20 protein-coding genes are annotated in these 25,443 nt (G+C 52.8%); 4 read left to right on the top strand and 16 right to left on the bottom strand.

Features of this window, described 5'->3' with window-relative positions; genetic code table 11:
• Window positions 1–4: 4 nt before the first annotated feature.
• The 10 genes from mraY to F822_RS15880 all read right to left on the bottom strand — a co-directional run bounded on the left by mraY (window position 5) and on the right by F822_RS15880 (window position 13,695).
• Window positions 5–1,090 (bottom strand): phospho-N-acetylmuramoyl-pentapeptide-transferase, encoded by a 1,086-nt coding sequence (gene mraY, locus F822_RS09760; protein ID WP_025040820.1) that lies wholly within the window; start codon window positions 1,088–1,090, stop codon window positions 5–7.
• A 347-nt stretch (window positions 1,091–1,437) separates the two neighbouring features.
• Window positions 1,438–2,814, bottom strand: coding sequence for a UDP-N-acetylmuramoyl-tripeptide--D-alanyl-D-alanine ligase (locus tag F822_RS09755; protein WP_025040821.1), 1,377 nt, complete (start codon window positions 2,812–2,814; stop codon window positions 1,438–1,440).
• The gene (locus tag F822_RS09750; RefSeq protein WP_025040822.1) at window positions 2,811–4,382 is read right to left on the bottom strand and encodes a UDP-N-acetylmuramoyl-L-alanyl-D-glutamate--2,6-diaminopimelate ligase; all 1,572 of its coding nucleotides are present in this window, start codon (window positions 4,380–4,382) and stop codon (window positions 2,811–2,813) included. Before F822_RS09750 ends, F822_RS09755 begins: the two co-directional genes overlap by 4 nt.
• Window positions 4,379–6,109, bottom strand: a complete 1,731-nt coding sequence (locus F822_RS09745) for a peptidoglycan D,D-transpeptidase FtsI family protein (RefSeq protein ID WP_025040823.1) — start codon at window positions 6,107–6,109, stop codon at window positions 4,379–4,381. Before F822_RS09745 ends, F822_RS09750 begins: the two co-directional genes overlap by 4 nt.
• Complete coding sequence (ftsL, locus tag F822_RS09740; RefSeq protein WP_025040824.1) at window positions 6,106–6,411, bottom strand: cell division protein FtsL; 306 nt, start codon at window positions 6,409–6,411, stop codon at window positions 6,106–6,108. Before ftsL ends, F822_RS09745 begins: the two co-directional genes overlap by 4 nt.
• Before the next feature lie 42 nt (window positions 6,412–6,453).
• Window positions 6,454–7,389 carry a 16S rRNA (cytosine(1402)-N(4))-methyltransferase RsmH gene (gene rsmH / locus F822_RS09735; protein ID WP_036575690.1) on the bottom strand — a complete coding sequence of 312 codons (936 nt, stop codon included), beginning with the start codon at window positions 7,387–7,389 and terminating at the stop codon, window positions 6,454–6,456.
• A gap of 19 nt (window positions 7,390–7,408) precedes the next feature.
• Window positions 7,409–7,852 carry a division/cell wall cluster transcriptional repressor MraZ gene (mraZ, locus tag F822_RS09730; RefSeq protein ID WP_025040826.1) on the bottom strand — a complete coding sequence of 148 codons (444 nt, stop codon included), beginning with the start codon at window positions 7,850–7,852 and terminating at the stop codon, window positions 7,409–7,411.
• 614 nt (window positions 7,853–8,466) lie between these two features.
• Complete coding sequence (locus F822_RS09725) at window positions 8,467–10,713, bottom strand: RelA/SpoT family protein (protein WP_036575600.1); 2,247 nt, start codon at window positions 10,711–10,713, stop codon at window positions 8,467–8,469.
• Between the two features lie 104 nt (window positions 10,714–10,817).
• Window positions 10,818–13,208, bottom strand: coding sequence for a DNA internalization-related competence protein ComEC/Rec2 (locus tag F822_RS09720; RefSeq protein WP_025040829.1), 2,391 nt, complete (start codon window positions 13,206–13,208; stop codon window positions 10,818–10,820).
• A 352-nt stretch (window positions 13,209–13,560) separates the two neighbouring features.
• On the bottom strand, window positions 13,561–13,695 hold the full coding sequence (locus tag F822_RS15880) for a hypothetical protein (protein ID WP_269430507.1): 135 nt from the start codon (window positions 13,693–13,695) through the stop codon (window positions 13,561–13,563).
• A gap of 421 nt (window positions 13,696–14,116) precedes the next feature.
• Between F822_RS15880 and F822_RS09715 the strand changes: the two genes are divergently transcribed.
• Both F822_RS09715 and F822_RS09710 read left to right on the top strand, forming a co-directional pair.
• On the top strand, window positions 14,117–14,863 hold the full coding sequence (locus tag F822_RS09715) for an N-acyl amino acid synthase FeeM domain-containing protein (protein ID WP_025040830.1): 747 nt from the start codon (window positions 14,117–14,119) through the stop codon (window positions 14,861–14,863).
• Between the two features lie 588 nt (window positions 14,864–15,451).
• Window positions 15,452–16,426 carry an EDSAP-1 family PEP-CTERM protein gene (locus F822_RS09710; protein ID WP_025040831.1) on the top strand — a complete coding sequence of 325 codons (975 nt, stop codon included), beginning with the start codon at window positions 15,452–15,454 and terminating at the stop codon, window positions 16,424–16,426.
• A gap of 85 nt (window positions 16,427–16,511) precedes the next feature.
• Here F822_RS09710 and F822_RS09705 read toward each other — a convergent pair whose 3' ends face one another.
• From F822_RS09705 to F822_RS09690, 3 genes are all read right to left on the bottom strand, one after another.
• Window positions 16,512–17,384, bottom strand: a complete 873-nt coding sequence (locus tag F822_RS09705; protein WP_025040832.1) for a class I SAM-dependent methyltransferase — start codon at window positions 17,382–17,384, stop codon at window positions 16,512–16,514.
• A gap of 107 nt (window positions 17,385–17,491) precedes the next feature.
• A complete protein-coding gene (locus F822_RS09700) occupies window positions 17,492–19,168 on the bottom strand; it encodes an FAD-binding oxidoreductase (protein WP_025040833.1) in 1,677 nt (558 codons plus the stop codon).
• A gap of 327 nt (window positions 19,169–19,495) precedes the next feature.
• Complete coding sequence (locus F822_RS09690) at window positions 19,496–19,747, bottom strand: hypothetical protein (RefSeq protein ID WP_025040835.1); 252 nt, start codon at window positions 19,745–19,747, stop codon at window positions 19,496–19,498.
• Between the two features lie 350 nt (window positions 19,748–20,097).
• Here F822_RS09690 and F822_RS09685 point away from each other — a divergent pair, with 350 nt between their 5' ends.
• Window positions 20,098–20,592: a DUF2062 domain-containing protein gene (locus tag F822_RS09685; RefSeq protein ID WP_231623467.1), complete on the top strand. Its 495-nt coding sequence runs from the start codon at window positions 20,098–20,100 to the stop codon at window positions 20,590–20,592.
• A gap of 77 nt (window positions 20,593–20,669) precedes the next feature.
• Here the strand turns inward: F822_RS09685 and lolD are convergent, their stop codons facing one another.
• The 3 genes from lolD to F822_RS09670 all read right to left on the bottom strand — a co-directional run bounded on the left by lolD (window position 20,670) and on the right by F822_RS09670 (window position 25,030).
• Window positions 20,670–21,347 (bottom strand): lipoprotein-releasing ABC transporter ATP-binding protein LolD, encoded by a 678-nt coding sequence (gene lolD / locus F822_RS09680; protein WP_025040837.1) that lies wholly within the window; start codon window positions 21,345–21,347, stop codon window positions 20,670–20,672.
• The gene (locus F822_RS09675) at window positions 21,340–22,587 is read right to left on the bottom strand and encodes a lipoprotein-releasing ABC transporter permease subunit (RefSeq protein ID WP_025040838.1); all 1,248 of its coding nucleotides are present in this window, start codon (window positions 22,585–22,587) and stop codon (window positions 21,340–21,342) included. The genes lolD and F822_RS09675 overlap by 8 nt, the downstream gene beginning before the upstream one ends.
• Before the next feature lie 238 nt (window positions 22,588–22,825).
• Window positions 22,826–25,030, bottom strand: a complete 2,205-nt coding sequence (locus F822_RS09670; RefSeq protein ID WP_231623465.1) for a TonB-dependent receptor — start codon at window positions 25,028–25,030, stop codon at window positions 22,826–22,828.
• A gap of 50 nt (window positions 25,031–25,080) precedes the next feature.
• Between F822_RS09670 and F822_RS15320 the strand changes: the two genes are divergently transcribed.
• Entirely contained in the window at window positions 25,081–25,392 is a 312-nt protein-coding gene (locus F822_RS15320; RefSeq protein ID WP_156304386.1) for a hypothetical protein, read from the top strand.
• Window positions 25,393–25,443: the final 51 nt, after the last annotated feature.

Below are 25,443 nucleotides of genomic sequence, written 5' to 3'. Positions count from 1 at the left end.
TGGGTCATCTCAATTTCAGAGTGGACAAACCGAACAACACCAGCATCATGGTGATAATCCAGAACCGAACCACTACCTGATTTTCTTTCCAGCCCTTCAATTCGTAGTGATGATGCAACGGCGCCATACGAAAAATACGTTTCCCGACCAACTTGAACGACGCCACCTGCAGCATCACTGACAAGGTTTCCACCACGAATACGCCGCCCATGATGACCAGCACGATCTCCTGGCGCACTATCACGGTCACGATCCCGAGAGCGGCGCCAAGCGCAAGCGCGCCGACATCCCCCATGAATACTTCCGCCGGGTAGGCATTGAACCAGAGAAAGGCGAGTCCGGCGCCCGCCAGCGCACCACAGAAGACAGCCAGTTCGCCCGCATGGGGGATATGGGGAATACCCAGATATTTTGCAAATACGGCGTGTCCCGCCACATAGGCAAAAATTGCCAGGGCGCTGCTGATCATGACGGTAGGCATGATGGCGAGGCCGTCAAGACCATCGGTCAGGTTCACCGCATTGCTGGTACCCACTATGACGAAATAGGCAAGCGCGACAAACCCGGTGACACCCAGCGGTATCGCTACTTGCTTGAAGAATGGGACAATCATGGTCGTCTGCGCAGGCAGTTCAGCCGTTAACGCAAGATATAGCGCCACCAGAATCGCTATTGCCGATTGCCAGAAGAGCTTGGCTCTGGCGGAGAGGCCTTTTGGATTGCGATATACCACCTTGCGATAATCATCTATCCAGCCAATGATGCCGAAGCCCAGCGTGGTGATGAGCACCACCCATACATAGCGATTGCTCAGATCCGCCCACAGTAACGTTGAAAAGGCAATCGACACGAGTATCAGAGCGCCGCCCATCGTGGGTGTGCCCGCTTTGACAAGATGGGTCTGGGGCCCATCGCTGCGTACCGATTGCCCGATTTTGTAAGCGGTCAGCTTACGTATCATGGCAGGGCCTACGATGAACGAAATCGCAAGCGAGGTTAGCGCGGCGAGAACCGTGCGCAATGTGATGTACTGAAACACGTTGAACGCACGGATGTCCTTCGCAAGCCATTGAGCGAGTTCTAGCAGCATCGCACCCGCCACAACAGGATATCGTTCGGGACTCGTGGAAAGACCAATTGGACCAGCTTGCTCATGATTTCAACATAACCACGATTTAACCTAAATCCGGTAGTTGGACGGGGTGAAGTGTACGGTTTTTGTGGTGCAGGGCAAGGCGCAACGACGCGGAATGGTCGTTCCATTCCAAGGAGTTGCAACGCAGCCATGTGCCGCAAAAACTGTGCAATTCACCTCGTAGCGACCTCACCCGAAAGGTGAGCGTCAAATAATATGAAATATTGTTATTAGTCATGACACTGATCTATTAAATGAGCGGTCAACTACCGGATTTAGGTTTATGGCTCATACGTCATGAGTCATAACTCGATACTCTTGACCACGCGCTCCATTTGCATGAAGCGCGACCCCTTTATCAGCAGCGTGACGCCAGGCTTCAGCAGACTCTCTACCTCGGCCAGTAATTCCTCGATTTTCGTAAAATGCCGACCGCCGGGGCCAAATTTATTTACGGCATGGACGCTCAACTCGCCCAGGGCCAATAATCCATCAATCCCGGCCATTCTTGCCTCTGTACCAATGCTTTCATGGAAATCCCTCGCGCTGCCGCCGAGTTCACCCATGTCACCCAATACCAGAATCTTTGTCCCGGCAGCTTTTGCCAGCACCGCCAAAGCAGCCCGCACCGAATCGGGGTTGGCATTATAACTATCGTCTATCAATGTTGCCCCGTGCCGGCCGTACTTTTTCTGCATACGTCCCTTCACGCCGTGAAATGCATTTAATCCTGACGCTATTGCTTCCGTGCCGATACCCATGGCTATCGCAACCGCTGCCGCCGCAAGCGCGTTTCGCACGTTATGCTCGCCTGGAACCTGTAATTGCACCTCTTTAACCCCGCCAGGCAGGACTAGCGTCATGCTGCTGCCGAAAAAATCGGATTGATAGCACGCGCTCACTTTTGACTTGCCCGTAAGGCCGAAATCAACGACTCTTCTATTGCCTGCCAGCTTGCGCCAAAGCTGAGCGTTCGCATCATCGGCGTTGATGACAGCTATTCCGTCCTGATCGAGTCCCTCGAAAATCTCGCCCTTTGCCCGTGCCACTGCTTCCACCGAACCCAGCCCCTCGACATGCGCCACCCCCGCATTGGTGATCAGCGCGACGGTGGGCTTTACCAGACTGGTCAAATATGAAATCTCGCCGGAATGATTCATTCCCATCTCGATCACCGCATAGCCATGCCGCTCGCGCATCCGCAAGAGCATCAGGGGCACACCGATATCATTGTTGAGATTGCCCTCCGTCGCCAGTACCGTATCCGGGTTGCTCATCTGCCCACCCGACCCGGCCACCCGCCGCAAAATCGATGCAATCATTTCCTTTACCGTGGTTTTGCCATTGCTGCCGGTCACCGCGACCATCGGTATCCTGAAATGCCCACGCCAGTATGCTGCGAGCTGCCCCAATGCCAAGCGGGTATTCTCCACCCGTATCAGAGGAATTCCAGGCTCCTGCGCTTTGGCCTCGAACTCCCGATCGATCATTGCCGCCGCGGCGCCTTTGTCCTTCACCACGGCAATAAAATCATGGCCATTAAAATTTGGCCCTACCAGCGCGACGAACAGATCGCCGCGCCCTACTGTACGGCTATCGGTGCTGACTCCGCTAAAGCAGGCATCTCCACCCAACTGTTTACCGTTCAGGGCGCTGGCTGCGTCATGCAGGGTCATCATGCCTGTACCTCCGCCCTTTCCATCAGTACCCGCCTGGCGACCTCGACATCGCTGAATGGAAGCTTTTGACCATCTATTTCCTGGTAGGCTTCGTGTCCCTTCCCCGCGATTAATATAACGTCACCCTTCCGCGCATCATGAATCGCTCCGAAAATAGCCTTCGCCCTATCCTTTTCAATGTGATGATTGACGCCCGCACCCGCCACGATCTCGCTGATGATGACATTGGGGTCTTCCTGCCGTGGATTGTCATTTGTGACGATGACTTCGTCAGCCAACCGTGTCGCCACTGCGCCCAGTAGAGGCCGCTTGCCGCGGTCGCGCTCGCCCCCACAGCCAAACACACAGATCAATTTTGGGTTTCGGGCTTCTGATCCAGTACTGGATGCAGGACCGGAATGAAGAATTTCACGCAACGTGGTCAATACTTTTTCCATGGCGTCGGGCGTATGGGCGTAATCTACAACGACAAGAGGCAGATCGCCGCCCCCGATTTGCTGCATTCTGCCTGCGACGGGTCGAATTTCCCGCAAGGCTCGCACTGCATCGACCAGCCTGATGCCGCTGGCCAGCAGGGTGGCGAGTACTCCCAATAAATTTGACGCATTGAAGCGTCCTGCCACTTCAGTTTTAAGCTCCAGATGTTCGGCTTCAAATTCAATATCAAACTCCAGGCCTTGAGGGGTTGACTTGAGATTGTATCCTCGCAATATCCTGAATTTCGTCGTGTCGCGAATCCGGGTCGCCGCTTCCGTGAACCCATATCCTATTATTTGCGTGTCCGTTTCCAGAAGATGATTTGACAAGCCTACGCCAAACGCGTCATCAAGATTAAGGACTGCATGCCTGAGCCCGGGCCAGCGGAATAACCGCGCCTTGGCGGCAGCATACGCTTCCATGCTGCCGTGGTAATCGAGATGGTCGCGTGACAGATTCGTAAATAAGGCCACCGAGAACGTCGAGCCGTTGATGCGTTCTTGCACAATCCCGTGCGACGATACCTCCATTGCCATGCAACAAGCGCCACGCCGTAATAGATCCGCCATTTTCTGCTGCAAGAACACCGCATCCGGCGTGGTGTTGGCGGTGAACTCCAGTTCTTCAGGAAAACCGATGCCCAGCGTGCCGATAACCGCGGTTTTCTTGCCCAGCGCAATCAGGGCCTGGGCGATCCAATGGCTGCAGGAGGTCTTGCCATTCGTTCCTGTAATACCGATAAGCCATAATTTTTCCGATGGATGACCATATACGTGATCGGCAATAAAGCCTGCCTGGGTTCGCAGCCCGGAGACCGGCAAGTTCGGCACTTTCCATACAGGGTCCCATACAAAGCCTTCAGGGTCCCAAAGTACCGCATTGGCTCCCGCTGCGATGGCCTGGCGAATGAAGTTTCGGCCGTCGCTCCTTTCTCCGGCGTAGGCCAGAAATGTATCTCCCTGCTTCACCATGCGGCTATCTGTGGCAAGACTGCTGATTTTGACGCTCAAGCCCTCAAAAATACGAAAATCAAAATGCATCGGCGGGCTTTCTGAAAACCTGCTGCCTCCAGCGTCAGGACTTGAACTCATACATCACCATTCAATCCTGGCGCTGCGGTGAGAGACATTACCTTATCCTTATCCGCGGGTGCATCATGCGGTACATTCCGCATGCGTAGCGTGCCATCCATGAGCCGGCTGAACACGGGTGCCGCTACTACGCCGCCGAAATATTTCCCAGCGGACGGCTCATCCAGCATTACCGCGATAACGAACCGGGGACTGGAAGCCGGGGCATAACCCACGAATGTCGACAGGTAACGGTTTTTTGCATAACCATTACCTTCCAATTTATGTGCGGTACCCGTTTTCCCCGCCACCCGATAACCGCTGACCTGAGCTTGCGGTGCGGTGCCCCCCGGCTGCGCCACCATTTCCAGCATACGGCTCACGGCCAAAGCAGTGTCGCGCGATATGACGCGTTTGCCCGGCGAGGGTGATTCAAGCTTCAATAGCGAAATCGGCTTCAATTCTCCCTCCGCGGAGAACAACGTATAAGCGCGCGCCAGCTGCAGCAGGCTCACCGCGATGCCGTGCCCGTATGACATCGTTGCCTGCTCGATGGGGCGCCAAGTACGGTAGGGACGTAGCTTACCGCCGGCTTCTCCGGGGAACCCCGAGCCCGTTGACGTACCAAACCCCGCATCGTTCAACATTCCCCACAACGTTTGTGGCGGCAGCGACAGAGCAATCTTCGCGGAACCGACATTACTGGACTTCTGGATCACCTGCGCGACCGTCAATGCGTCTTCCTTATGCGAGTCGCGTATTGTCGCCTTGCCTATGGAGAATGTACCTGGTGCTGTTTCAAAAATAGTGTCGGGCTTGATTCCGCCTGCCTCCAGCGCGGCCGCGATAGTGAATGGCTTCAGCGTCGAACCTGGCTCGAAGACGTCGGTAAAGGCCCTGTTACGGGCACGCCAACCGTTCAGGCTTGTCCGGTTGTTGGGGTTATACGCCGGCAGGTTGACCAGCGCCAGCACCTCGCCCGTCTGCGCATCCAATACCACGACTCCCCCTGCCTTGGCTTTATGCGTTTCCATCGCCTGTTTCAATTCACGATAAGCGAAATATTGGATTTTGCTGTCTATTGACAAGGCAATATCCTGTCCTGACCTGGGCGCCCGGATACTCTTCACATCCTCGACGATACGTCCTTTGCGATCCTTGATCACGCGGCGGCTTCCAGGTTTGCCTGCAAGCTCTTCCTGCCATGCCAGTTCCAGTCCCTCCTGCCCCTTGTCATCCACGTCAGTGAACCCGAGCACATGAGCGGTCAACTCGCCCGCTGGGTAATATCGCCGGAACTCACGTTTTAGAAATATGCCGGGCATGTCAAGTTCGACTATCCTGGCGGCGACCTCGGGTGACAAGTGCCGTTTCAAGTATACGAAATCGCGCTGCGGCCCATCGATGCGACGACGAATTTCCTTGATATCCACATCGATCAGGTTGGCCAGTTTTCTCAGCTGCTCGGGTGTGGCGTGCATATCCTGGGGACTCGACCATACCGATTCTACCGGCGTACTGATCGCGAGCGGTTTGCCATGCCGATCCGTAATCATGCCGCGGTGTGCGCTCATTTCGAGTACGCGGCTATAGCGTGACTCGCCTTTCTGTTGCAGGAATCCGTTGTTCATTCCCTGCAGATAAGCAGCGCGCCCCGCCAAGGCCGCCAACCCCAGCAGCAGCAATGCCAGCAACAGGCGCGAACGCCCCGCAGGCAACACGAGATATATTGCATGATCAAACTTCATGGTTCCGGTGCTTCCACGGGATCGGCTCGACCGAAGGGAATCCCAAACGGAACAATCCGGATGCGAGATGCATCGGGCATACGCATGTGCAATTGCCCGGTAGCGATTTTTTCAACACGCGTATGCATTGCCCAGGTACTCTGCTCAAGCTGAAGCTGGTCCCATTCCACCGCCAGCTGTCGTGCCAATTCCTGCTCTTTTTCGAGCTCTACAAAAAGCTTGCGCGCTTTGTGCTGTGAAGTCACAACACTCAACGCGCAGGCGATGAGAATTAAGGTCAACAGAATATTCAGTCTGGCCACATCAGTCTCTCATTAACCGGGAACGCCGTTGTGGCTGTTCCTCTATGTCGTATTTATTCGCTCCGCCACGCGCATTATTGCGCTCCTGGCCCTGGGATTGCCGGCGACTTCCTTCGTATCCGGACGTACCGCCTTGCCTATCAAACGCAATTTTTGGCGACTCAAAAGTTGCACTTCCTTTTCACGTAGCGGCAATTCCTTCGGCAGCCTGTCCGAATCTGCCAATTCACGCATAAAACGTTTCACTGTCCGGTCTTCCAGCGAGTGAAAACTGATCACGACAAGCCGGCCGCCGGCGTTCAGCATCTCCACGCATTTCGGCAAGGCAAGCGACAGCTTCTCAAGCTCCTGATTGAGGTAAATCCGTATAGCCTGAAAAGTGCGCGTCGCCGGATTCTGCTTATCTTCCCGTCCGCGCGAGCGCACGGTCGATGCCACGATCGAGGCAAGCTGATGTGTAGTGACGATGGGCTGCCGACCTCTAGCCGCAACAATCGCTCTTGCAACCTGTTTAGCAAACCGCTCTTCGCCATAGTTCCTGATCACCTCTTCCAAATGGGTTTCGGGAGCGGAAGCGAGCCACTCCGCAGCCGTCGGCCCCTGGCTTGTGTCCATGCGCATATCGAGTGGGCCATCCAGGCGAAAACTGAAGCCGCGCCGGGCTTCTTCAAGCTGCGGCGAAGATATCCCCAAATCCAGCAATATCCCATCCACCCGATCCACATCCAATTGCCGCAAGATCTCCTGCATCGTCGAAAAGCTGCCATGAATCATATGGAACCGCTCGTCTTCGAGAGCCTGCCCAGCTTCAAATGCGGAAGGATCCTGATCGAACGCTATCAGCCTTCCATTTTTTCCTAACTGCTCCAGTATCAGCCGACTATGCCCACCACGACCAAAGGTTCCATCCACGTATATTCCGTCCGGCTTGATGGCCAGCGCATCCACCGCCTCATGCAGCAAAACTGCGGTATGCATATACTTTTCAACCACAGCATTAGAGTGAAAAACCATCGAGCTCCGGCGGAATGCCGTCTTTGAAAACGAGCGCGCTCTCGATCTGGAGCCTCCATTTTTCGTCGTCCCACAACTCGAATTTAGCGCCTTGCCCAACCAAAACCACGTCTTTACTTAAACCAGCAAATTGACGCAAGGGAGGCGGCACCAAAATGCGGCCTGCGCCATCCATCTCCACGTCACTGGCGTTGCCAACGAGAAGACGTTGCAGACTACGCGTTTGTGGATTGAAGCTGGAAAGACTGTTGAGTTTCTGCTCTATCGGTTCCCACACGGGCTGGGGATAAACCAGCAAACAACTGGAAGGATCAGCGGTGATAACCAAACGACCGGCACAAAGAGATATCAGACCTTCGCGATATTTCGCGGGCACCGCAAGTCTACCTTTGTTATCCAGGCTAATAGGTGTCCCACCGCGAAACATTTTGCCCCTTTATTTGCCGGAAGAAATACGGAAATTTTCTCCACTTTTACCCACTTTTGCCCACTGTAATTAAAACGATAGGCAAAGTCAAGGAAAAGAATAGGGTTTTTTGCAAGGGTGCCAAAGGCCTGGATCGTGCGGCACCCAGGAAGCCTTCCAGGAAATTAAACACGTAAAATCAGATAATTATAGGATTAATCCGATATATGCAATATTGCAGCAATTGCCATTGCAAGCGCCAACGGCTTACATAACTGCTTCGAGGAATTGTCCTGCCGGAGAAGCCGCAAGATACGCAGTCATATGAGTACGTGGAATCGAGCTGAGTTGCTTACCAACTCATTAGCCAACTTGATCACGAAGCATTCAACTGGACGATATGAAAGTGAGTAATTCGATGCTGCGGCCGGGCTCCAGCAGCCTGTCGGGCTTGAAGAATCGCAGCGAAAAAGTGGCTGGGCGAGGGCAGATCTTGAGGATTTTGAAGGCCAATAGTTATTCTATTGGCCGAAAAAGCGGTGAAACATGGACCGCCCAGACGCTCTTGGAAACGTTTTTGGAGACGCTTTTGCAGCCGATTTCCTTTAAGTCCGACAGGCTGCTAGCGTTACGCTCTATTTCCGCCAGGCAGATATCACCCCTCGAACATGCTGTATCAATCCGAGAACACGGTTAAGCTGCGTCAGGCCGCTGATTTTCACGGTAAATTGCATCGCTGCGATATCCCGGCTTTGGGTTCGGGTGGCGGTAACATCGATTCTCTCGCGCAGCAGGATATTGGAGATATCACGCAGCAATCCTTGCCTGTCCTGCGCCTCGACCTCGATATCGACCTCATAGCGCTCGCCTTTCGCTTTCGATGTATCGTCCGATACATCCCAGTCTGCCGTAATGACGCGCTTGGCACTTTCTTCACTTAAACGGGACAAACTGGCGCACTGCTGACGGTGTATCGTAATGCCGCGTCCGCGGGTGACAAATCCAATGATGGGATCAGGCGGAGCAGGCTTGCAACATTTTGCCAACACAGTGAACAGCTTGTCGACACCCGCAACAAGGATACCGCCGCTGGATGGTGCAACGGTCTTGCCACCCTCGGTCAACTCCAGGTCTGGAGCAACTGTTCCGGTCACGCCGCTTAGATACACGCCCAATTGACGGCTACTGATATCGCCCCGGGCAACAGCAGCCAGAAACCCGTCGAGTTTGGGAAACTTGAACTCACCGGCCAGCTTATCCAGCGATAGCGCTGTCATACCGTAGCGCTGCAATTCCTTTTCCACGAGCACCCGGCCCTGCGCCAACGAAGCCTCGCGCTCCAGATAGCCAAACCACTGCCTGACCTTCGATCGCGCCCGATGGCTTTTCAGATAGCCCAGGACAGGATTGAGCCAATCACGGCTCGGCCCACCCTGCTTACCTGAAATGATTTCCACTTTCTGCGCATTCTGCAGTGGATAATCAAGCGGCACCATGACACCATCGATTTTTGCGCCACGGCAGCGGTGACCGAGATCGGTGTGCACGTGGTAGGCGAAATCCACCGGCGTGGCGCCCTTGGGCAAGGCAATGACCCTACCCTGCGGCGTCAATACATAGACCGAGTCCTCAAAAAGCGCGACTTTAAAATGCGCGGCCAGTTCGCCCGCGTCCTCGACATCATTCTTCCATTCCAGTATCTGCCGCAACCAGGCAATTTTTTCTTCATATCTGGCGTCACGCTTCGCCCCTTCCTTGTAGCGCCAATGCGCAGCCACACCCATCTCGGAATGGCGATGCATTTCGTGTGTACGGATCTGCACCTCAACCACCTTATCTTCCGGACCAATCACGGCGGTATGCAGAGACCGGTAATCGTTGCCTTTTGGTCTGGCAATATAATCGTCGAATTCCTTCGGGATCGGTATCCAGAGATTATGCACCACGCCCAGCGCGGCATAGCAGTCCTTCACATTGTCCACAAGAATCCTTACTGCACGAGCATCATGGATTTCCTTGAAGTCCACACCCTTGCGTTTCATTTTTTTGTGGATGCTGTAGATGTGCTTCGGGCGGCCCGTAACCTCAGCCTTGATTCCCGCCTGCTGCAATTCGTTCTGCAGGTTATCCACCATCAGGGCGATATATTGTTCCCGAACGCGACGCGTATCCTCGAGCAATGTGGCGATTTTTTTATAGCGTTCCGGCTCTACGATCCGAAATGAAAAGTCTTCCAACTCCCATTTCACTTGCCACAACCCCAGGCGATTCGCCAGCGGTGCAAATATATCCATCGTTTCGTGCGCAATCTCCGCGCCTGTCGGAACGTTATTCGCAGCGATATATCGCATCGTCTGCACACGATCCGCAAGGGCAATGATAACGACACGAATGTCCTCCACCATCGCCAGCAGCATCTTGCGCAATGCCTCGACTTGCGCATTGCGGTCTCCCGCGGTCGAGGCGCCTTCGGGCCCCAGCGTTCGGATGCGGCCCATCCGTGCTACCCCTTCCACAAGGTGAGCTATGGTAGGATTGAACGCCGCATGTAATTTTTCCTCGTATCCATCCAGATAATCCGGTACCGCATGAAGTATTCCAGCGGCCAACGTATCGCTATCGACCCGTAATGATGTCAGGATCCATGCTGTGCCCTGTATGTGCTGAGTAACCAACTCGCCGGTAGACAGGTATTTGTCTTTATAAAGTGAATGGCAGAAATCCAGCGCACGCCCAAGTATTTCGATTTCGCCGGGGGAAAACATGGTTGCGGCGGCTTCCGGCCAGCAGAATCCATCCCAACCTCCGCTGCCGGAAGAAAGCGTTGTGGAAGAAGAAGTCGGAGAAATCCCTGAATCTCTATCTGTTAGCTCATCGCGCATTTTTCAGTCTTGCAGTTATGGGAGCGGGTTTAAAGGAATATCGTCCACGAAGGTGAAATCCAGGGATATTATCCGTTTTGATAGCAACGCAATGATGCCTTAAGTCAATATTGCGGGATATCCTGCCAATAGCGGCGCCGCAGCATGCGCGAGGTTTCCACAGCGAAATCTTTATCTGCAAAGCGCAGCAGTATCGCGCCATCGGCGTCACTGCGCAGCAATCTGCTTCCAAGAGACCGGTAGCGCTCCACCACTTCATCTCTGGGGTGCCCGAAGCGGTTGCGATAGCCGACGGTGAATATTACCAGCCTGGGATTCACCTGGCGTATAAACCCCTCCGTTGAAGAGGTTTTACTGCCGTGATGGGGTGCGATAAGCACCGTCGAGGAGAGCGCATCGCCGTCCCGGGCAAGTAACTGATACTCGGATTTTTTCTCGATGTCGGCGGGCAGCAATACGCTGCCATGGGCGGTGGTGATCTTCAGCACACAGCTCAATGCGTTGGTTTTGGGCTTGGGCTCACTGTAATTCTGCTCCAGCGGATGAAGCATATCGAAGCGAATCCCATCCCACTGCCACGATTGCCCGGCACGACATCGGTATCCCGAGGAAGCGGCTCGCTGTATCGGGTGGTCGTCCCTCAAAGACGAAACCAGCCATTCCACCGGCACCGCTTCCAGCACCGATAATGCGCCGCCGCTGTGGTCCGTGTCGGCATGTGTCACGATCATGCCGTCAAGCTGCTTTATACCTTCGCCCCTCAGGAAAGGGACGATAGTGCGGCTTCCGCTATCCGCCTCGGCGCTGAACCCCGGACCCGTATCGTAGAGTAACGCGTGATTTTCCGTGCGTGCCACTACCGCGAGTCCCTGGCCGACATCCAGCACCGTCAGCCATAATTCTCCCGATGCAGGTTTAGGGGGAAGGACCAGAAATAGCGGCAGCAGCGCTATCATCCCCAACCAGCGGGCGGGAAAACCTGTGGCAAGCCCCAGCCTTCCCGGCAGCAGCATCCAGAAAATTCCGGCCACGCCGGCTGCTACTGCCCACGTGGGCGGCGCATGCTGGCTCCAAACCGCCTGGGGCACATCGCTCATCCACCGCATTGCCTCCATGCAGCCGCTTAGCACCCAGTGCGCGGGCAACAGCATGAAGTCGAGCGGCGGGAAAGTAGCCAGCAGTGTCAAGGGAACCACCACCAGGCTCACCAGGGGGATCGCTATAGCGTTGGCAATAGGCGAAACCAGCGATATCTGTTGGAACATGGCCAGAAGGAGGGGTATCAGGCCGAGCGTTATTGCCCATTGCACCCGGGCCCAGTTGGATAACCAGTGGATTCTGCCGATACGCCCGGCCGATATCAGCATGATGACTGCTATTGCACCAAACGATAACCAGAAACCCGCTGAAAGTACCGCCAACGGATCAAGAAGTATTACCGCCAGCAATGCCCAGGCCAGTACCGCCGTGGCGGAGGTGAAGCGGCCCAGCCACAAAGCGATGGCGACTACCCCGAGCATATACACTGTACGCTGCGCCGGTACGGCGAAGCCTGCAAGCAGCGCGTAACCCAGCGCTGCTGCCAACCCCGCGACGGCCGCCGCCTTGCGCGCCGGCAACCACAGCGTTAAATGATGGTTCCTGCGCCACAACCAGTACACCAACGCAAAAATGAGTCCGGATACCATGGTAACGTGCAGCCCGGAGATGCTCATGAGATGATTTACCCCGGTGCGGGTAAATACCTGCCACTGTTCGCGTGGAATGGCGCGCTGATCGCCGACCGCCAGCGCCACCAGAACACCGGTATAGGCATGGTCGGGCAATACCTGAATGAAACGCTGGCGGATATCCTGGCGCAGACGCTCAATCCGGTAAGCCGGACGATCGACCATTTCATCCAGGCGCATATTCTCGTCATTTTTGCGCACGTAGCCTGTGGCGCGAAGGTCCCGCTCCAGAGCCCACTGCTCAAAGTCGAAGCCGTGAGGGTTGACACTGCCATGCGGACGCCTGAGCCGGACCGTGATGCGCCAGCGCTCGCCGGCATTGACCTGCGGTGGCGCGGTCTCGGAGATCACCACTTGCTTTCCCCGTTCCTCATACCAGGCGAGCGAGATGCGCGCGGGAACGATGGCTTCTTCGGTCAGCACGCGCTCCACTTCGAAAGCAAAACGGACACTGTTCTCATTGTCTTGCGGCAGTTCCGCAACTACCCCGATCAGCTGGATATCGCGTCCTTCCCATTCATGCGGGAGCGCATCGACCAAGCGCGACTGGGCGAAAGCAGCTGCCCAGAAAAACCCCGCACTTAAGAAAATAGCGGCAAACAGCACCTTGCCAACGGCTGTAAAAACGGGCGCGTGGGAACGGCAGAGCAAAAATGCCGACGCTGCCCCGGGCAATAGTGCCCATGCCCATGAAATTTCCGGCAGCGAGGTCTGCTGCTGCAACCACACCACTCCGAGCGCAAATGCAAGGATGCGGACTTGCATTAAAGGTTTGTGCCGCTATTAAAACCCATACTGACGTGTGAAGTTAGCGGATGGAGAGATGCTCTGCGGTAAATAACAGGAGCTTCAGACTAAAATTAAAATCGACTAGCTGGAGGTTGGGGCTTTGAAGGCATATCAATAGCTGACGTAGGTAAAACTGCTAATGAATATTTACGGATGTATAGAGTCGCTGCTAGCCCAACACATAGCAGGGCAAGGATTCCGGGTTCCAGGAGCACCAAAGAACCACACTCTTCAGGTGTGGATGATATAAATGCTAACCCAAGTACTTCAATGAACAGGACGACTCCAATCTCTGCTATTCGTCCTCTATAGATTTACGCGAACGAGCTTACACTTCGCGCGAGACTTCGAACAAAATACCATTTATATCGAAGGCTAACGTATCGAAACTAGCGTCTCTGGTAGCTTCGGGATCCCTCGGCCCCACGCCAATCTGCTCCATTGTGAAACGTTTCTCCGTCATGCAACGCCCCTACCATTAAAGATAAGTTTCGCCGAAAGCGAGCATCGTCTCCTGGCTAATTTTTGCGGAGCTGGGTATCCCTCTTACCACGGATATAAACGTCATCCGTTCATTTTGCGATGACGAATTAACTGTGGCGGGAACACATCGTTTGTCTCTAAATGACGACAAAAAAAAGCATTATAAATCAGGCAGAGATAAATAATTGATAAATTTTCCCCGATATCGGAGACAGTACTTCCTTTCGCTTATAAAGTATCTTATTGATAATTAATAATTAATACCTATGGCACAAGAATTGCTTATGCTTCGACTAGATTCTTCATCACATCCATATAAGGTCATGCATACTATACAAACATCTTATCCCTTAAGCCCCAAAAAAACATCTTATCCCTTAAGCCCTAAAACGCATATCTTCATGCCTCAGGACGAAGAAACAATTATTTCTTTTAGCTCATCATCTCCCCAGTTAAGAGAAATGTGCATTCAGGAGTCAAGTTCCGATGTTAATTCTGATCATGTGATCGATCAGCAGGTATTTAATATCCGGATGGTAAATTCGAAAGGTAGGCGGGAAGCGGCTTCTCTGTTGATCCGTAAACGGTATGGTTGGAGAGGCTATTCTATTGATCCTTCCTCAGATAATGAGCCAAATCGGATCATATTAGTCGCTGACACTGAAGGAAAAACCGTTGCTACCATGACACTTTGTCTTGACGCGGACATCGGTTTGCCGGCGGATGAAAACTTTAGTGACAAGCTCGACGAACTTCGTTTGCGGGGACGTAGATTATCTGAGCCATCCAGACTGGCAATTGAAGATAACATTCCCAAACGAGTTTTTGCCTCGCTGATCCACATTTCTTATATCTACGCGCATAATATCTTTGGTTTTACTGACTGGGTGATAGAAGTCAACCCCCGGCATGCCATGTTTTACAAAAAAATGCTTGGGTTTGAAAACTTCGGAGAAAAAAGAGTTTGTACACGAGTCAATGCGCCTGCGGTATTACTCAGGCTGAAGCTCGAATATATGTCTGAGCAAATCCGTAAATTTGGCGGGTTAATGGAACAGCACGGGCAGGAAAAATCATTTTATCCATATTTTTTCTCGCCACGGGATGAGTTAGGTATCACTGGCAGGCTCGAAACGGGAAGAACCTGATACGCGACTGGATCGGCACGAGGTATGTTCCACAATACCCATGTTGCACCTGAGTTGTCCAGACTGGATGACAACAGTTCTCCATAAGGAATCAAATAGAACAGCACATTCTGTCGAGGTTCTTTACAGATGCTTATATGCATTATAGGTCTGGTTTCAGGTTTTTTCCTCTCCAGCAAGCTGCTGAGATCTTCGGTCCCATCTGTTTTTTTCCACCTCCTCGCCAATTTAACGCTGCCAAACAAGCATTTGTCTACCAAAAATAGGCGAAAGGCAGCGACGTCGAGTCTTTTGCAAAATGGCTTACGATCCTTTAGCGGATGTTGTCCACCGGTTTCAAGCTGCTGCACTTACTAAGCTGCAACTATGGGCATAAGACATTCAATTGAATGTCGAAGATTTTTACACTTCCTTGGAATTAATTTTACATTCCTTTTTAACCATTTGATGCTAAAAGATATAATGTTATTGGTATGAAAATTGCGTGAAAGAGAGGTAAAAGAAAAACAGCAATGAGCTGATACTTCAAGTACTCAAGAGGGTTGACATTTAAAAAGTTATTAGTCTTCTTACCATGGAGTGTCAATCATGATCATGAATCTTTTTAAAAAAAACATCATAACCATCGCCGTTGCCACGACCTTTAGTTTGGGAATCACTGCGAATTCCTATGCAGGTGCGCTGTCGTTTTCTAACTTGAATATCGGCAACTTTACGATAAGCAATTCGGGGGGCACTCAGTATGATATTTCTGACTTTGCCACAATCGATATTGGAAACAGTGGGTCTGATACCGCGTCGTTAAATGGCGCTGCTTCCACCAGTTTTACTCAAGGCCCAGTTCTGGGCAATGTCCTGCTCCCGCAGGCGTGCCAAGGCGCGGGTTGCCCGGCCGGAAATACTTTTACCCCGCAAGTCGCTGTAACCACACCAAACCCGGTTGTTCCAATACCAGGCATACAATTTGCGCGGGGCGATATGGATTTGACAGGCGCTATCATTTCAGGTACGCCAGCCGGAACTCCGACGAACTCCAGTCAAGTCTCGGAAATTGAACTCAATCAAACTGGTGATGGCAATGGAAGTACAACCGCTGGTACCGGTACTCAATTCACGTTTCAGTTGGCCAGCGCCGATTCGATGACGTTTAATGCTTTCGGATCTGGGCTAACACAGGCTGCGCTAGCGGCAGATGCCATTAACGGACTTTCTACTTCGGGGTTCTCTTTTTCTATAAGCATTAGAGATCTTGGTACTGTAGCTGCACCGACCAATGTGCTGGTTTATACTTTCCAACCAGCCGAGCTCAACTCTAACTCCAATCTCACTATAGCGTCCCCGGGCTCGGCTCAATATCAGTTAGGTCCCACCGCTTTCTCTGCGCTAGGAGGCAATGTCTCGCCGGTGCTGAATAGTACCGACACGTATATTCTGACAATCGATTCTCATACTCAGGCCAGCTCAAGGGTCGTGGAGGGGGTTGTACCCGAGCCAGCATCCTTAGCGCTACTGGGAGCTGGCTTGCTTGGGATGGGAATGGTACGCCGACGTCGCAAGGCATAAACCATCGGTGGAGCATGTTTTCCGGGGGGATTCTTTCCCCCCGATTTTCTTCAGTCGTACACCGGTTCTTTTGCGCGTTTCATCATTACACCAATAAAGTCGATTTTAGCCCGCCAAGCTTGAACAAACTGATTAGATCTTTTAGGTCGCGTTGCTGGGGAATAGGCAGGGCACGCCGCAGCTCAGCCAGTTTCTGCGTCAAAGCCAGCTCTACTTGCCCACGTTTGGGACTCTTTATCGTTACCATAAGAGGTATTAAGAACGTCGAATAAAGGCGGGCGCGCCCCGCTAGATACTTTGCGCTCAGGCGCTGGAAATCAGCCAAATGAAAGGCTGCCCTTAAAGAATTGAGATAGTCGATTGTGAAGAGTTCGGGTTGTCGCTCCCGGTGCTGGTACGCAAAATGTTGCATGGACTTTTCCGAATTCAAATGTCCGAAATCGGACAGGTAAATACCGCCATCTGGTTTTACGATGCGGGCAACTTCTGAAAACGTGGACTCCAGATCATGGACCGTTGGTAAATGATGCAGGGATAGCGTCGAAAATACCGCACCTATGCTATTGTCATGGAACTGACTCAAATCGGTAATATCACCCTTTTTTAGATCAACATTCTTCAGGCCAAGCTCTTTAATATGGTCCTTAGCCTCCTTAAGCATTCCCTCTGACAGATCGATACCGATAAATTGTGAATTCGGATTCATCTGAGCAACCATGCCCAACTGGGTAGCCGGCCCACACGCTAGATCTACGACTGTCTCACCGGGGCAAATGACTTCACAGATGTGAGAGCAATGAAAAAGATAGGTTGGGGCCACAATCGCGGCCTCGCGTCCAGCGCGTACGAAGGCACTTACTTTGTCAGGATCATCCATTACCAGATCCGGTTCGGGAATACGCGAACTCGATTCCCCGGTGGTGAGCTCACGTATTAGCGTGCCAACGATTCCGGACATAAAGTCTCCATGATCAAAAATAATAAAAATTAATAAAAATCTTGCGTAACAAATAGCGCTGAGAGGACTATTTTCCTATTTCAATATCTTGGCGCAGCAAAGTCTTGTTAGCTTATATTATTGTGAGAAGCAATGTGGGGTGCTCGTTCCGGCTGGTAACGCCCTGGCGCAATAATTTCCTGAGGATCGAGAGCCATTTTTATGGCTCTAGTAGTACTCCAAAAGTTGTCGGAACCTTGGTCAAGGTCCCCCATGGATTGGATCCCCACGCGATAAGGAATATAGCCGGCTTCCATAATAGATTTGAACAACGCACGATAGCATGCTTGCGCCCGTTCGGTTTCAGCAATTTCTTCCTTGTCGTAAGCTATCGTAATCACAGTCCCTAGAGCGCGTTCATTAACCATGCTAAAGGTAATGAAGAGGTCAAACCTGTGTTGTTCGAATATAGGCTCAATGATGGCGTGCAGTCGCAGCACGTCTTCCCCCCGCATAGGGATAATCGGAGAGAGCCATAACAACCCGCAATTGTCCGCAGCCGGATCGGCATGGCTGGGAAAATTTGAGGGTAGACCAGCGCGCCTACGCCAGTAAGCACCCGCGAGAAATCTCCCATTAGGAATGCCTCTGTTCATGTCAAATAGAGCCTTGCCAACTTGAACCTTGGTTTTTAGACGCGACGCTAGCGCTGAATTGCCCAACATGCGTGCAATCATCGCGCCAAATGCGAGTCTTCGCTGGGTGAGAAAAACAGGTGTAGTTCCTGTGCCCTTGAGTGCATTTCTGAGGATTTTACGCGTAGTGGAAACCTGCCGTGGTGTGCCATAGAGTGCGCCAGATACGGTCCAAGCTCCTACTCCTGCTTCGATGCGGAGCGCTTTTCGCAAATCCGCAGGCAGAGGAATATTTCCCCTTGCGGATTCCAGGGGATAGGATCGACCCCCAGAGATCAATCTAAGGTCGTTACCTATGTGGACAATACTTCGCAGCGTGCCATTCATGCGCAATGGACGTAGCGCATCAACGACTGGTTTAATATCTTCATGATTCTCGATAAAACAAAGAAAGTGATTGATGCATTTTGATGCGGGCATTAACCACATTCCTAAGCGGGTTACGATGCCCAGGTTCGATTGCGTGAACAACCCATCCAGATAAGGACCTACACCGTAGGGAAACAAGTAAGTGGTCTTGGCTTGCGGGTAATGCCCGAAACCCGTTTGAAGAACTTGTCCATTTGCGAGCACAATCTGCAAGCCAGACACAGTTTGGAAGCGATTGCCATAAGGAGAATGCCCGAAGCCACGTTCCAGGATATTGCCAACGAGACTGGTATCAGGACCAGCGCCGGTGCAGTCCATCCATAAAGGGATCTTGCGATCCAGCAAGTACATGGAAAGTTGCTGCTGTGTAACACCGGGTTCAATCACAGCATACGCCAGGGTCTGATCGACTTCGATAATTCGATCCATTCGGCTGAGGTCGACAATGACCTGTCCGTCCGTAACGGCGCAGGCATCTCCATAGCCCCAATTCTTCCCCCGACTGATGGGATAAAGAGGGATACAAAAAGCGCTCGCAATTTTTACGATCGTGACAACATCTTCGGTAGAGGGAGGACGTAGAACGGCCAAAGGCTGAGTGCCGCATGATGAAGTACTCCGCGCATAAACAGCCAGCGTTTCCGTATCGTTAAGCACGTGCTCCGCACCCAGCAGTTCAACCCATTGCTGCATTGCCGTTTCAAGGCGATGCATATTGGACGCATTGGTATAAGTTGTCATGACTATGATTACTTTTAATAGCGTTTTCTGCCTTGTGCGACTGCGGTAAGTACTATTTCAGGTTCACGATCGGATAGTGGTTTTCCTTGAGTCCTAGTGGAAAATATTTATTTATTAAGCATACATTATAAATTACTAGGTTTTCAAGAAATAGCGTTTTATTCATACCTTCAAGACCTCCGTTCATCATACCAGGTGAGGGAGATGCGCGCGGGAACGATGCTTCTTCGCTCAGCACGCGCTCCACTTCGAAAGCAAAACAGACGCTGTTCTCATTGACTTGCGGCAGTTCCGAACTATCCCGAGCAACTGGATATCGCGCCCTTCTCATTCATGCGGAAGCGCATCGGCCAAGCGCGACCGGGTGAAAGCAGCCGCCCAGAAAAATCCTATACTCAGTAAGACACCAGCCAATAATACTTTGCCCGTTACGGTAAAAATGTTGGCCTGGCAGTGCGAGAGCAGGAGCGCGCACGCCGCGCCAGGAAGGAGCACCCATGCCCATCGAACATTCGGTAGTTCCGCCTGCTGTTGCAGCAGCCATACTCCAAGGGCAAATGCCAGAATATATGCGCGCATCAGTAATTTCCGCGATTAGAATCGTACGATAAGAAGGAATGCTGAACTACTGACAAGATAATGCCGGCCTGGATCGGATCGCGGCTTCAGGTTATACGATAAGCGTCGGTTTGTTGAGTGTCGGTTTGTTGAGTCCTAGGCGTCGCGAAGAGCCGCAACAGCGGCGCCTGTTTTCTTTAAGCTGGAAGGATTTCTGGTCAGGATTGTCTCCTGCCGACAAGTTATTATGTTTGCACGGCCCGCCAGTATTTCCGTACACTCATTCCATGGTTCGAAAATTCTTCAAAAAATATCTGCCTTCTCACGAGACCATTCGGCAGAACCGATTTGTCGGACTATTCGGAGAACGGTTGCATCATCACAATCTGTGGCATCTGCACCGGCGTTCAGTTGCGGGTGGCGTTGCGGTTGGATTGTTCACCGGCCTGATTCCCGGCAGCAATCCGATACAATTCTTTTTTGCCGCTTTGTTTGCCATCATTTTCGAGGTGAATCTGCCGGTAGCGGTGGTTACCACGCTCTATTCCAACCCCTTCACTATCCTGCCCATCTATATGGCCGCGTACGCCATTGGCGCGTTCGTCACGGGGAATGGTATCGGCAACATGCCCCAAACAGAGCTGCACCTGATGGATAAGGACATTCGCGAGTGGGTACCGGCATTGATGGACTGGGTGGTCTCGCTCGGAAAGCCTCTACTTCTGGGTATGTTCCTGCTGGCGCTGTTGCTCTCTCTGGCAGGCTATCTCCTCGTGCGCGGAGGATGGCGGCTTTACACTATTCATGAATGGCGCAAGCGGGCAAAACGACGTGCGGGTATAAAGCACAGTGACCACGTGGAATGAATAAATGCTGATGGACTCATCAGCGTATTCAGGCAAGGCAATGGATAGCGACATATCGAAGCAAATACGTTGCCGTGTTACTCAGCCAATATACCATCCTCCAGGTGCAGTATCCTGCCAGCCTTCCTGGCCAATTCCGGATCGTGGGTGACAATGACAAGGCTTGCGCCCACGTCGTGATTAAGGTCCATCATCAGGTCGAAAACCCCTGCCGCGGTGCGCCGGTCGAGATTGCCGGTAGGCTCATCCGCAAGAACGCAGGCAGGCCGGGTGACCAGCGCACGCGCCACCGCCGCACGCTGGCGCTCACCACCCGAGAGTTCTCCAGGCGTATGGGATATGCGGTGCCCCAAGCCCACCTGTGCCAGAACTTTCGCCGCATTCTCATATGCTTCGGTATTCCTCATACGTCGAATGAGCAATGGCATGGCGACATTCTCCAGCGCGCTGAATTCGGGCAGCAAATGATGAAACTGATAAATGAAACCGAGTGATCTATTACGTAAGCGGCATCTTTCTTCTTCATTGATGGCGGCAATTTCCTGCCCCATGATGCGTATGTCGCCTCCCGTGGGTGCGTCCAACCCCCCTAACAGATGCAGCAGTGTACTTTTTCCGGAACCCGACGTGCCGACGATCGCAACCGTTTCTCCCGCTTTCACATTCAGGTCTATTCCCAAAAGTACCGGCACTTCAAGTTTGCCTTGATAATAACTTTTGCGCAGGTTGCGACAGGCAATGATCGCTTTATTCATACCGCAGCGCTTCTGCGGGGTTGACCCTGGAAGCTCGATAGCTCGGATAAAGCGTCGCCAGCAATGTCAACACAAACGATACCGCAGCCACGGTTATTACGTCGGCGAAGTGCAGGTCCGACGGAATCTCGCTGATGTAATACACCTCCCGCGAAAGGAATTGCACGCTGAACAGGCGCTCGATAGTCGCTATCACCGCCTCTACGTTGTATGCCAGCAGCACGCCGCCGATCACGCCCAATGTGGTACCGAGGATACCGATCAACGTACCCTGAACGATGAAAACCTTCATTATGCTTCGCGGGCTGGCACCCAGCGTGCGTAGTATCGCGATATCGGATTGTTTGTCGGTTACGGCCATGACCAGGGTGGAAACGATATTAAATGCGGCAACCGCGATGATGAGGGCGAGAATGAGCGACAGCATGCGCTTCTCAATCTGGATTGCGCGGAAATAATTGGCATGCTGACGGCTCCAATCGGTGATGTAAACATCCGCGGAAATCAGTGGCGCAAGCTCTCGCGCTACTTGCGGCGCCTGGAACAGATCATCCAGCTTCAACCGTACACCCGATACCTGGTCCTCCTCCATGCGATACAGCTTTTGTGCGTCCGCCAGATGGATCAGTACCAGGCCCGAGTCATACTCGAAATGTCCTGCTTCGAAGATGCCGACAATTGTGAATTGCTTGAGGCGCGGCAATATACCTGCCGGGGTGACCTGTCCTTGCGGCGAAATGAGGACAATCTTGTCACCCGTGAATACGCCCAGGGTGCGCGATAATTCCCGGCCGATGACAATGCCAAATCTTCCCGGCACGAGATCTTCGAGCTTGCCGTCTATCATCATTCGCCCCAGATCGGCTACGCGGTCCTCCATGTCCGGCAAGACACCTCTAACCACCACGCCACTGACAACCTGGTCGAATGAAACCATGCCTTGCGCGCTGACATAAGGTGCGGCAGCCTCTACCTCGGGATGCTTGAGTGCCTCATCGGCAACCTTGCGCCAGTCGGTCAATGAGCCGTTGACGCCGCTCACCTGAATATGGGACGCCACACCAAGAATGCGCGTCCGGACCTCTTTCTGAAAGCCGTTCATGACCGACATGACCGTAATAAGGGCTGTCATGCCAAGCGTGATACCCATCAGGGAAATCAGGGAAATGAAAGAGATGAAGTGATTACGGCGTTTGGCGCGGGTATAGCGCAAACCGATAAAGAGTTCGTACGAAGGCACGGATCAGCATACCGAATATGGGGTAACCTGATAGTTTGCCACATTCCGCCATGTCTTAATAGATAAACGCATATTGCGGTGATGGTATCGGCAATTTTTTTAACCTGAAATAGCGCTCCAGGGCTCTAGCCAGATTTCGGCTCGGATACAGCCATTTTTGCGATGCAATGGCGAGCAGCCTGTCGGACTTAAAGGAAATCGGCTGCAAAAACTCCGATTCTTCAAGTTTGACAGGCTGCTAGAATTCACCTCTCAGGCCCACTACGAGCGACCTCCCCGGCAACGGCGCGAAATCCTTCAGGAAAGAGGTATGCACGCGCATCTCTTCATTAAGCAAATTCTTGCCCTGAGCGAAGATTTTGATACCGTTCGATTTTGTTTCCTTGATACGGTAAGTCACCTCGACATTCACCAGGGTGTATCCTGGAGTGCTGGTTTCAAGCGCGGCGCGGCGGCTTTGACGCATCACGCGAGTCGCGCTTACGTTCATTGTCAAGGGCCCGGTCCTGTGGTTGAATTCCAGTCCAAACCGTGGTGGAGTGATACGGGGAACGTTGCCTCCATTATTCAGTTTTCCGCGCACATAATCGGCAAACAGCCGCAAGTCGATGGTGTCGGGTTTCAATGTGAAGATGGCTTCCGCTTCCGCGCCATAAAATCTCGCTCCGGTCTGCGCGAAATTCTGTACCAGAAAATCACCATTGGGATCCAGCGTTCCGGTATCGTCGACACGATCCGCCACACCATCCTCATTGGTGTCGGCATTGCGTACGAAAATGTAATTGTCAATCCAGTTATGGAATACATTGACTTTCCATTTCACCATACCGGTGGTCTTGCGTAGCGCAAGATCGATACTGTTGGTGGTCTCGCTGGATAAGGTGCTGTCACCAGTCTGGAATGTGGCCGTGCCACGGTGAGCCCCGTGCATATACAGTTCCTCGGTGGACGGTGAACGTTGCCCCCGTGTGCCAGTCAGACCCAGCCCATAGCCATCCATGAATTTCCACAAGGTGCCCGCGGAGACGTTATAGAGGTTGAATGCGCGTGACGGATTGATATTGTTCTGCGGATCCTGCGTCGCACGCTCGATCCGGCCGCCGAGCTCCAGCCGCCAACGATCCCAGCTCCGCTCTTCGACCAGGAACAGGCCGGCGGAATTGGATTTTGTAACCGGCACTATGGCTTCCTCGCCCAAGGCGGAAAAATTACGATCCTGAAATTGGAAACCGAATGCTCCCTGCCACTTTGCTATCGGTGCATGCAGAAGCTCGGCGCGGCTTTCCAACCCCTGGTTTTTAAATCGGGTGGCGATTTCGCCGGTACTCTCTAGTTCATTATGCTTGTAATCGTTGTAGCCTACGCGCACCTTGAGCCGATCAAAGCCGCGGAGCGGCTCATTCAGTTCACCTGACATATCATAACGGGTCTGTTTGAGATCGATCTTTGAGCCTTCAGGGCTGGGTATGCCGTATTTGCTCTCCAGATGCGAGACCGATATACCCAAAAATCCTTTCTCGCCAATGTAAGAACCACCCGCATAACCACTGGCCGAATTGACTGCGCTGTTTTCAACGATTCCCTTTTTACTGTGGGGGTTGCTTTCATTCGCTCGTCCGGGAATGTGATAATCATCGGTTTTGCGCCTGAACCCTCCTACGCTCCAGGATACCTTCCCAACGCTGCCAGATGCGTTTAAAGCGCCGCTACGTTCCGCTGTTGCAGTATTGCCGCGTATCTCGACATCCCCCTTTGGAGATTTGAACAGTTGACTGGGGATTCGGCCGCTGACGACATTGACCACGCCGCCGGATGCGCCGCTGCCGTAGAGCAGTGTCGCCGGGCCTCGCAGTATCTCGATTTGGGAAGCGTTGAACGATTCAACCGTTACCGCATGGTCCGGGCTGATGGTAGAGAGATCGAGCGTACCGATGCCGTTCTCCAATACTCGGATACGAGGGCCGTCAAGGCCCCGAATGATCGGACGGCCTGCACCCGGACCGAAGGAAGAGGATGCCACACCCAACTCGCGCGAAAGTGTATCGCCCAGGCTCGCTTCCCGCTTGCGGCGCAAATCGTCACCCTGCAATACCGAAACAGGCTGAGCCACATCAAGTTCGCCCCGATTATCAAATGGCGTCGCAGTCACAACGACCGGTTGCAATACCTTGTCCTTGTTGCTCTCCTTGTCCTGGCTGCTCTGTTGAGCCTGAGCATATGGCATGCTGAATATGGCAAGCACCACCATGGTGACAATTAGTCTCGATAATTCCCGCGCATTTTCTGGAAATGCGTCCAAACCACAACTTGAACAGTTCATGCTGACTTTCTGAAAAGGGGAACCTGGGGTTTCAATCACCTCAGGTACGTCGCGCCCTGTTCGATAGCCATCAGTCTCGATGAGCACGAAATAGGCACGACGTGAATGGATCGGCAGCGTCAAGATGACAAGTGCCGTTCAAGATCAACTATTAACGAGAAACGAAATTACGCTTGCGGGGGCCCGCGGGTGAAATAAGGGGAAGAGAAACGGAGGAGGACAGGCGCCGATATCAGATACGGCGGAGGCTGGCGCCTCATCTGATAAAAAAAGAAAACGGGCAGAACGGCAACAGCAATACTGAATCCTGTCAGCGCCAGGCAGTCAAGACATATCTTGTCTCCGTCGAGGCCGCTGTCGGGATGGAGTCCGCTCTCTTCCTGACCACCATCGGCATAAACGTTGCCGATGAGATCGGCGTCGCCGACGTGAGTGAGGGCATGCGCCGCCTGAAGAACCGGGACAAGCGACAACGCCACCACTAAAATCAAAAATAATATTTTACGCAAAATCATCTGACAGCATTTATGCCAATA

Source organism: Nitrosospira briensis C-128, assembly GCF_000619905.2.
Lineage (GTDB): Bacteria > Pseudomonadota > Gammaproteobacteria > Burkholderiales > Nitrosomonadaceae > Nitrosospira > Nitrosospira briensis.
This window is presented reverse-complemented; position numbering and strand designations above follow the sequence as displayed.

Bases quoted from the DNA above. Each gene is read 5' to 3' on its own strand.
- mraY (WP_025040820.1), bottom strand. From the start codon at position 1,090: ATGCTGCTAGAACTCGCTCAATGGCTTGCGAAGGACATCCGTGCGTTC.
- F822_RS09755 (WP_025040821.1), bottom strand. From the start codon at position 2,814: ATGATGACCCTGCATGACGCAGCCAGCGCCCTGAACGGTAAACAGTTG.
- F822_RS09750 (WP_025040822.1), bottom strand. From the start codon at position 4,382: ATGAGTTCAAGTCCTGACGCTGGAGGCAGCAGGTTTTCAGAAAGCCCG.
- F822_RS09745 (WP_025040823.1), bottom strand. From the start codon at position 6,109: ATGAAGTTTGATCATGCAATATATCTCGTGTTGCCTGCGGGGCGTTCG.
- rsmH (WP_036575690.1), bottom strand. From the start codon at position 7,389: ATGCATACCGCAGTTTTGCTGCATGAGGCGGTGGATGCGCTGGCCATC.
- mraZ (WP_025040826.1), bottom strand. From the start codon at position 7,852: ATGTTTCGCGGTGGGACACCTATTAGCCTGGATAACAAAGGTAGACTT.
- F822_RS09725 (WP_036575600.1), bottom strand. From the start codon at position 10,713: ATGCGCGATGAGCTAACAGATAGAGATTCAGGGATTTCTCCGACTTCT.
- F822_RS09720 (WP_025040829.1), bottom strand. From the start codon at position 13,208: ATGCAAGTCCGCATCCTTGCATTTGCGCTCGGAGTGGTGTGGTTGCAG.
- F822_RS15880 (WP_269430507.1), bottom strand. From the start codon at position 13,695: ATGACGGAGAAACGTTTCACAATGGAGCAGATTGGCGTGGGGCCGAGG.
- F822_RS09715 (WP_025040830.1), top strand. From the start codon at position 14,117: ATGCCTCAGGACGAAGAAACAATTATTTCTTTTAGCTCATCATCTCCC.
- F822_RS09710 (WP_025040831.1), top strand. From the start codon at position 15,452: ATGATCATGAATCTTTTTAAAAAAAACATCATAACCATCGCCGTTGCC.
- F822_RS09705 (WP_025040832.1), bottom strand. From the start codon at position 17,384: ATGTCCGGAATCGTTGGCACGCTAATACGTGAGCTCACCACCGGGGAA.
- F822_RS09700 (WP_025040833.1), bottom strand. From the start codon at position 19,168: ATGACAACTTATACCAATGCGTCCAATATGCATCGCCTTGAAACGGCA.
- F822_RS09690 (WP_025040835.1), bottom strand. From the start codon at position 19,747: ATGCGCGCATATATTCTGGCATTTGCCCTTGGAGTATGGCTGCTGCAA.
- lolD (WP_025040837.1), bottom strand. From the start codon at position 21,347: ATGAATAAAGCGATCATTGCCTGTCGCAACCTGCGCAAAAGTTATTAT.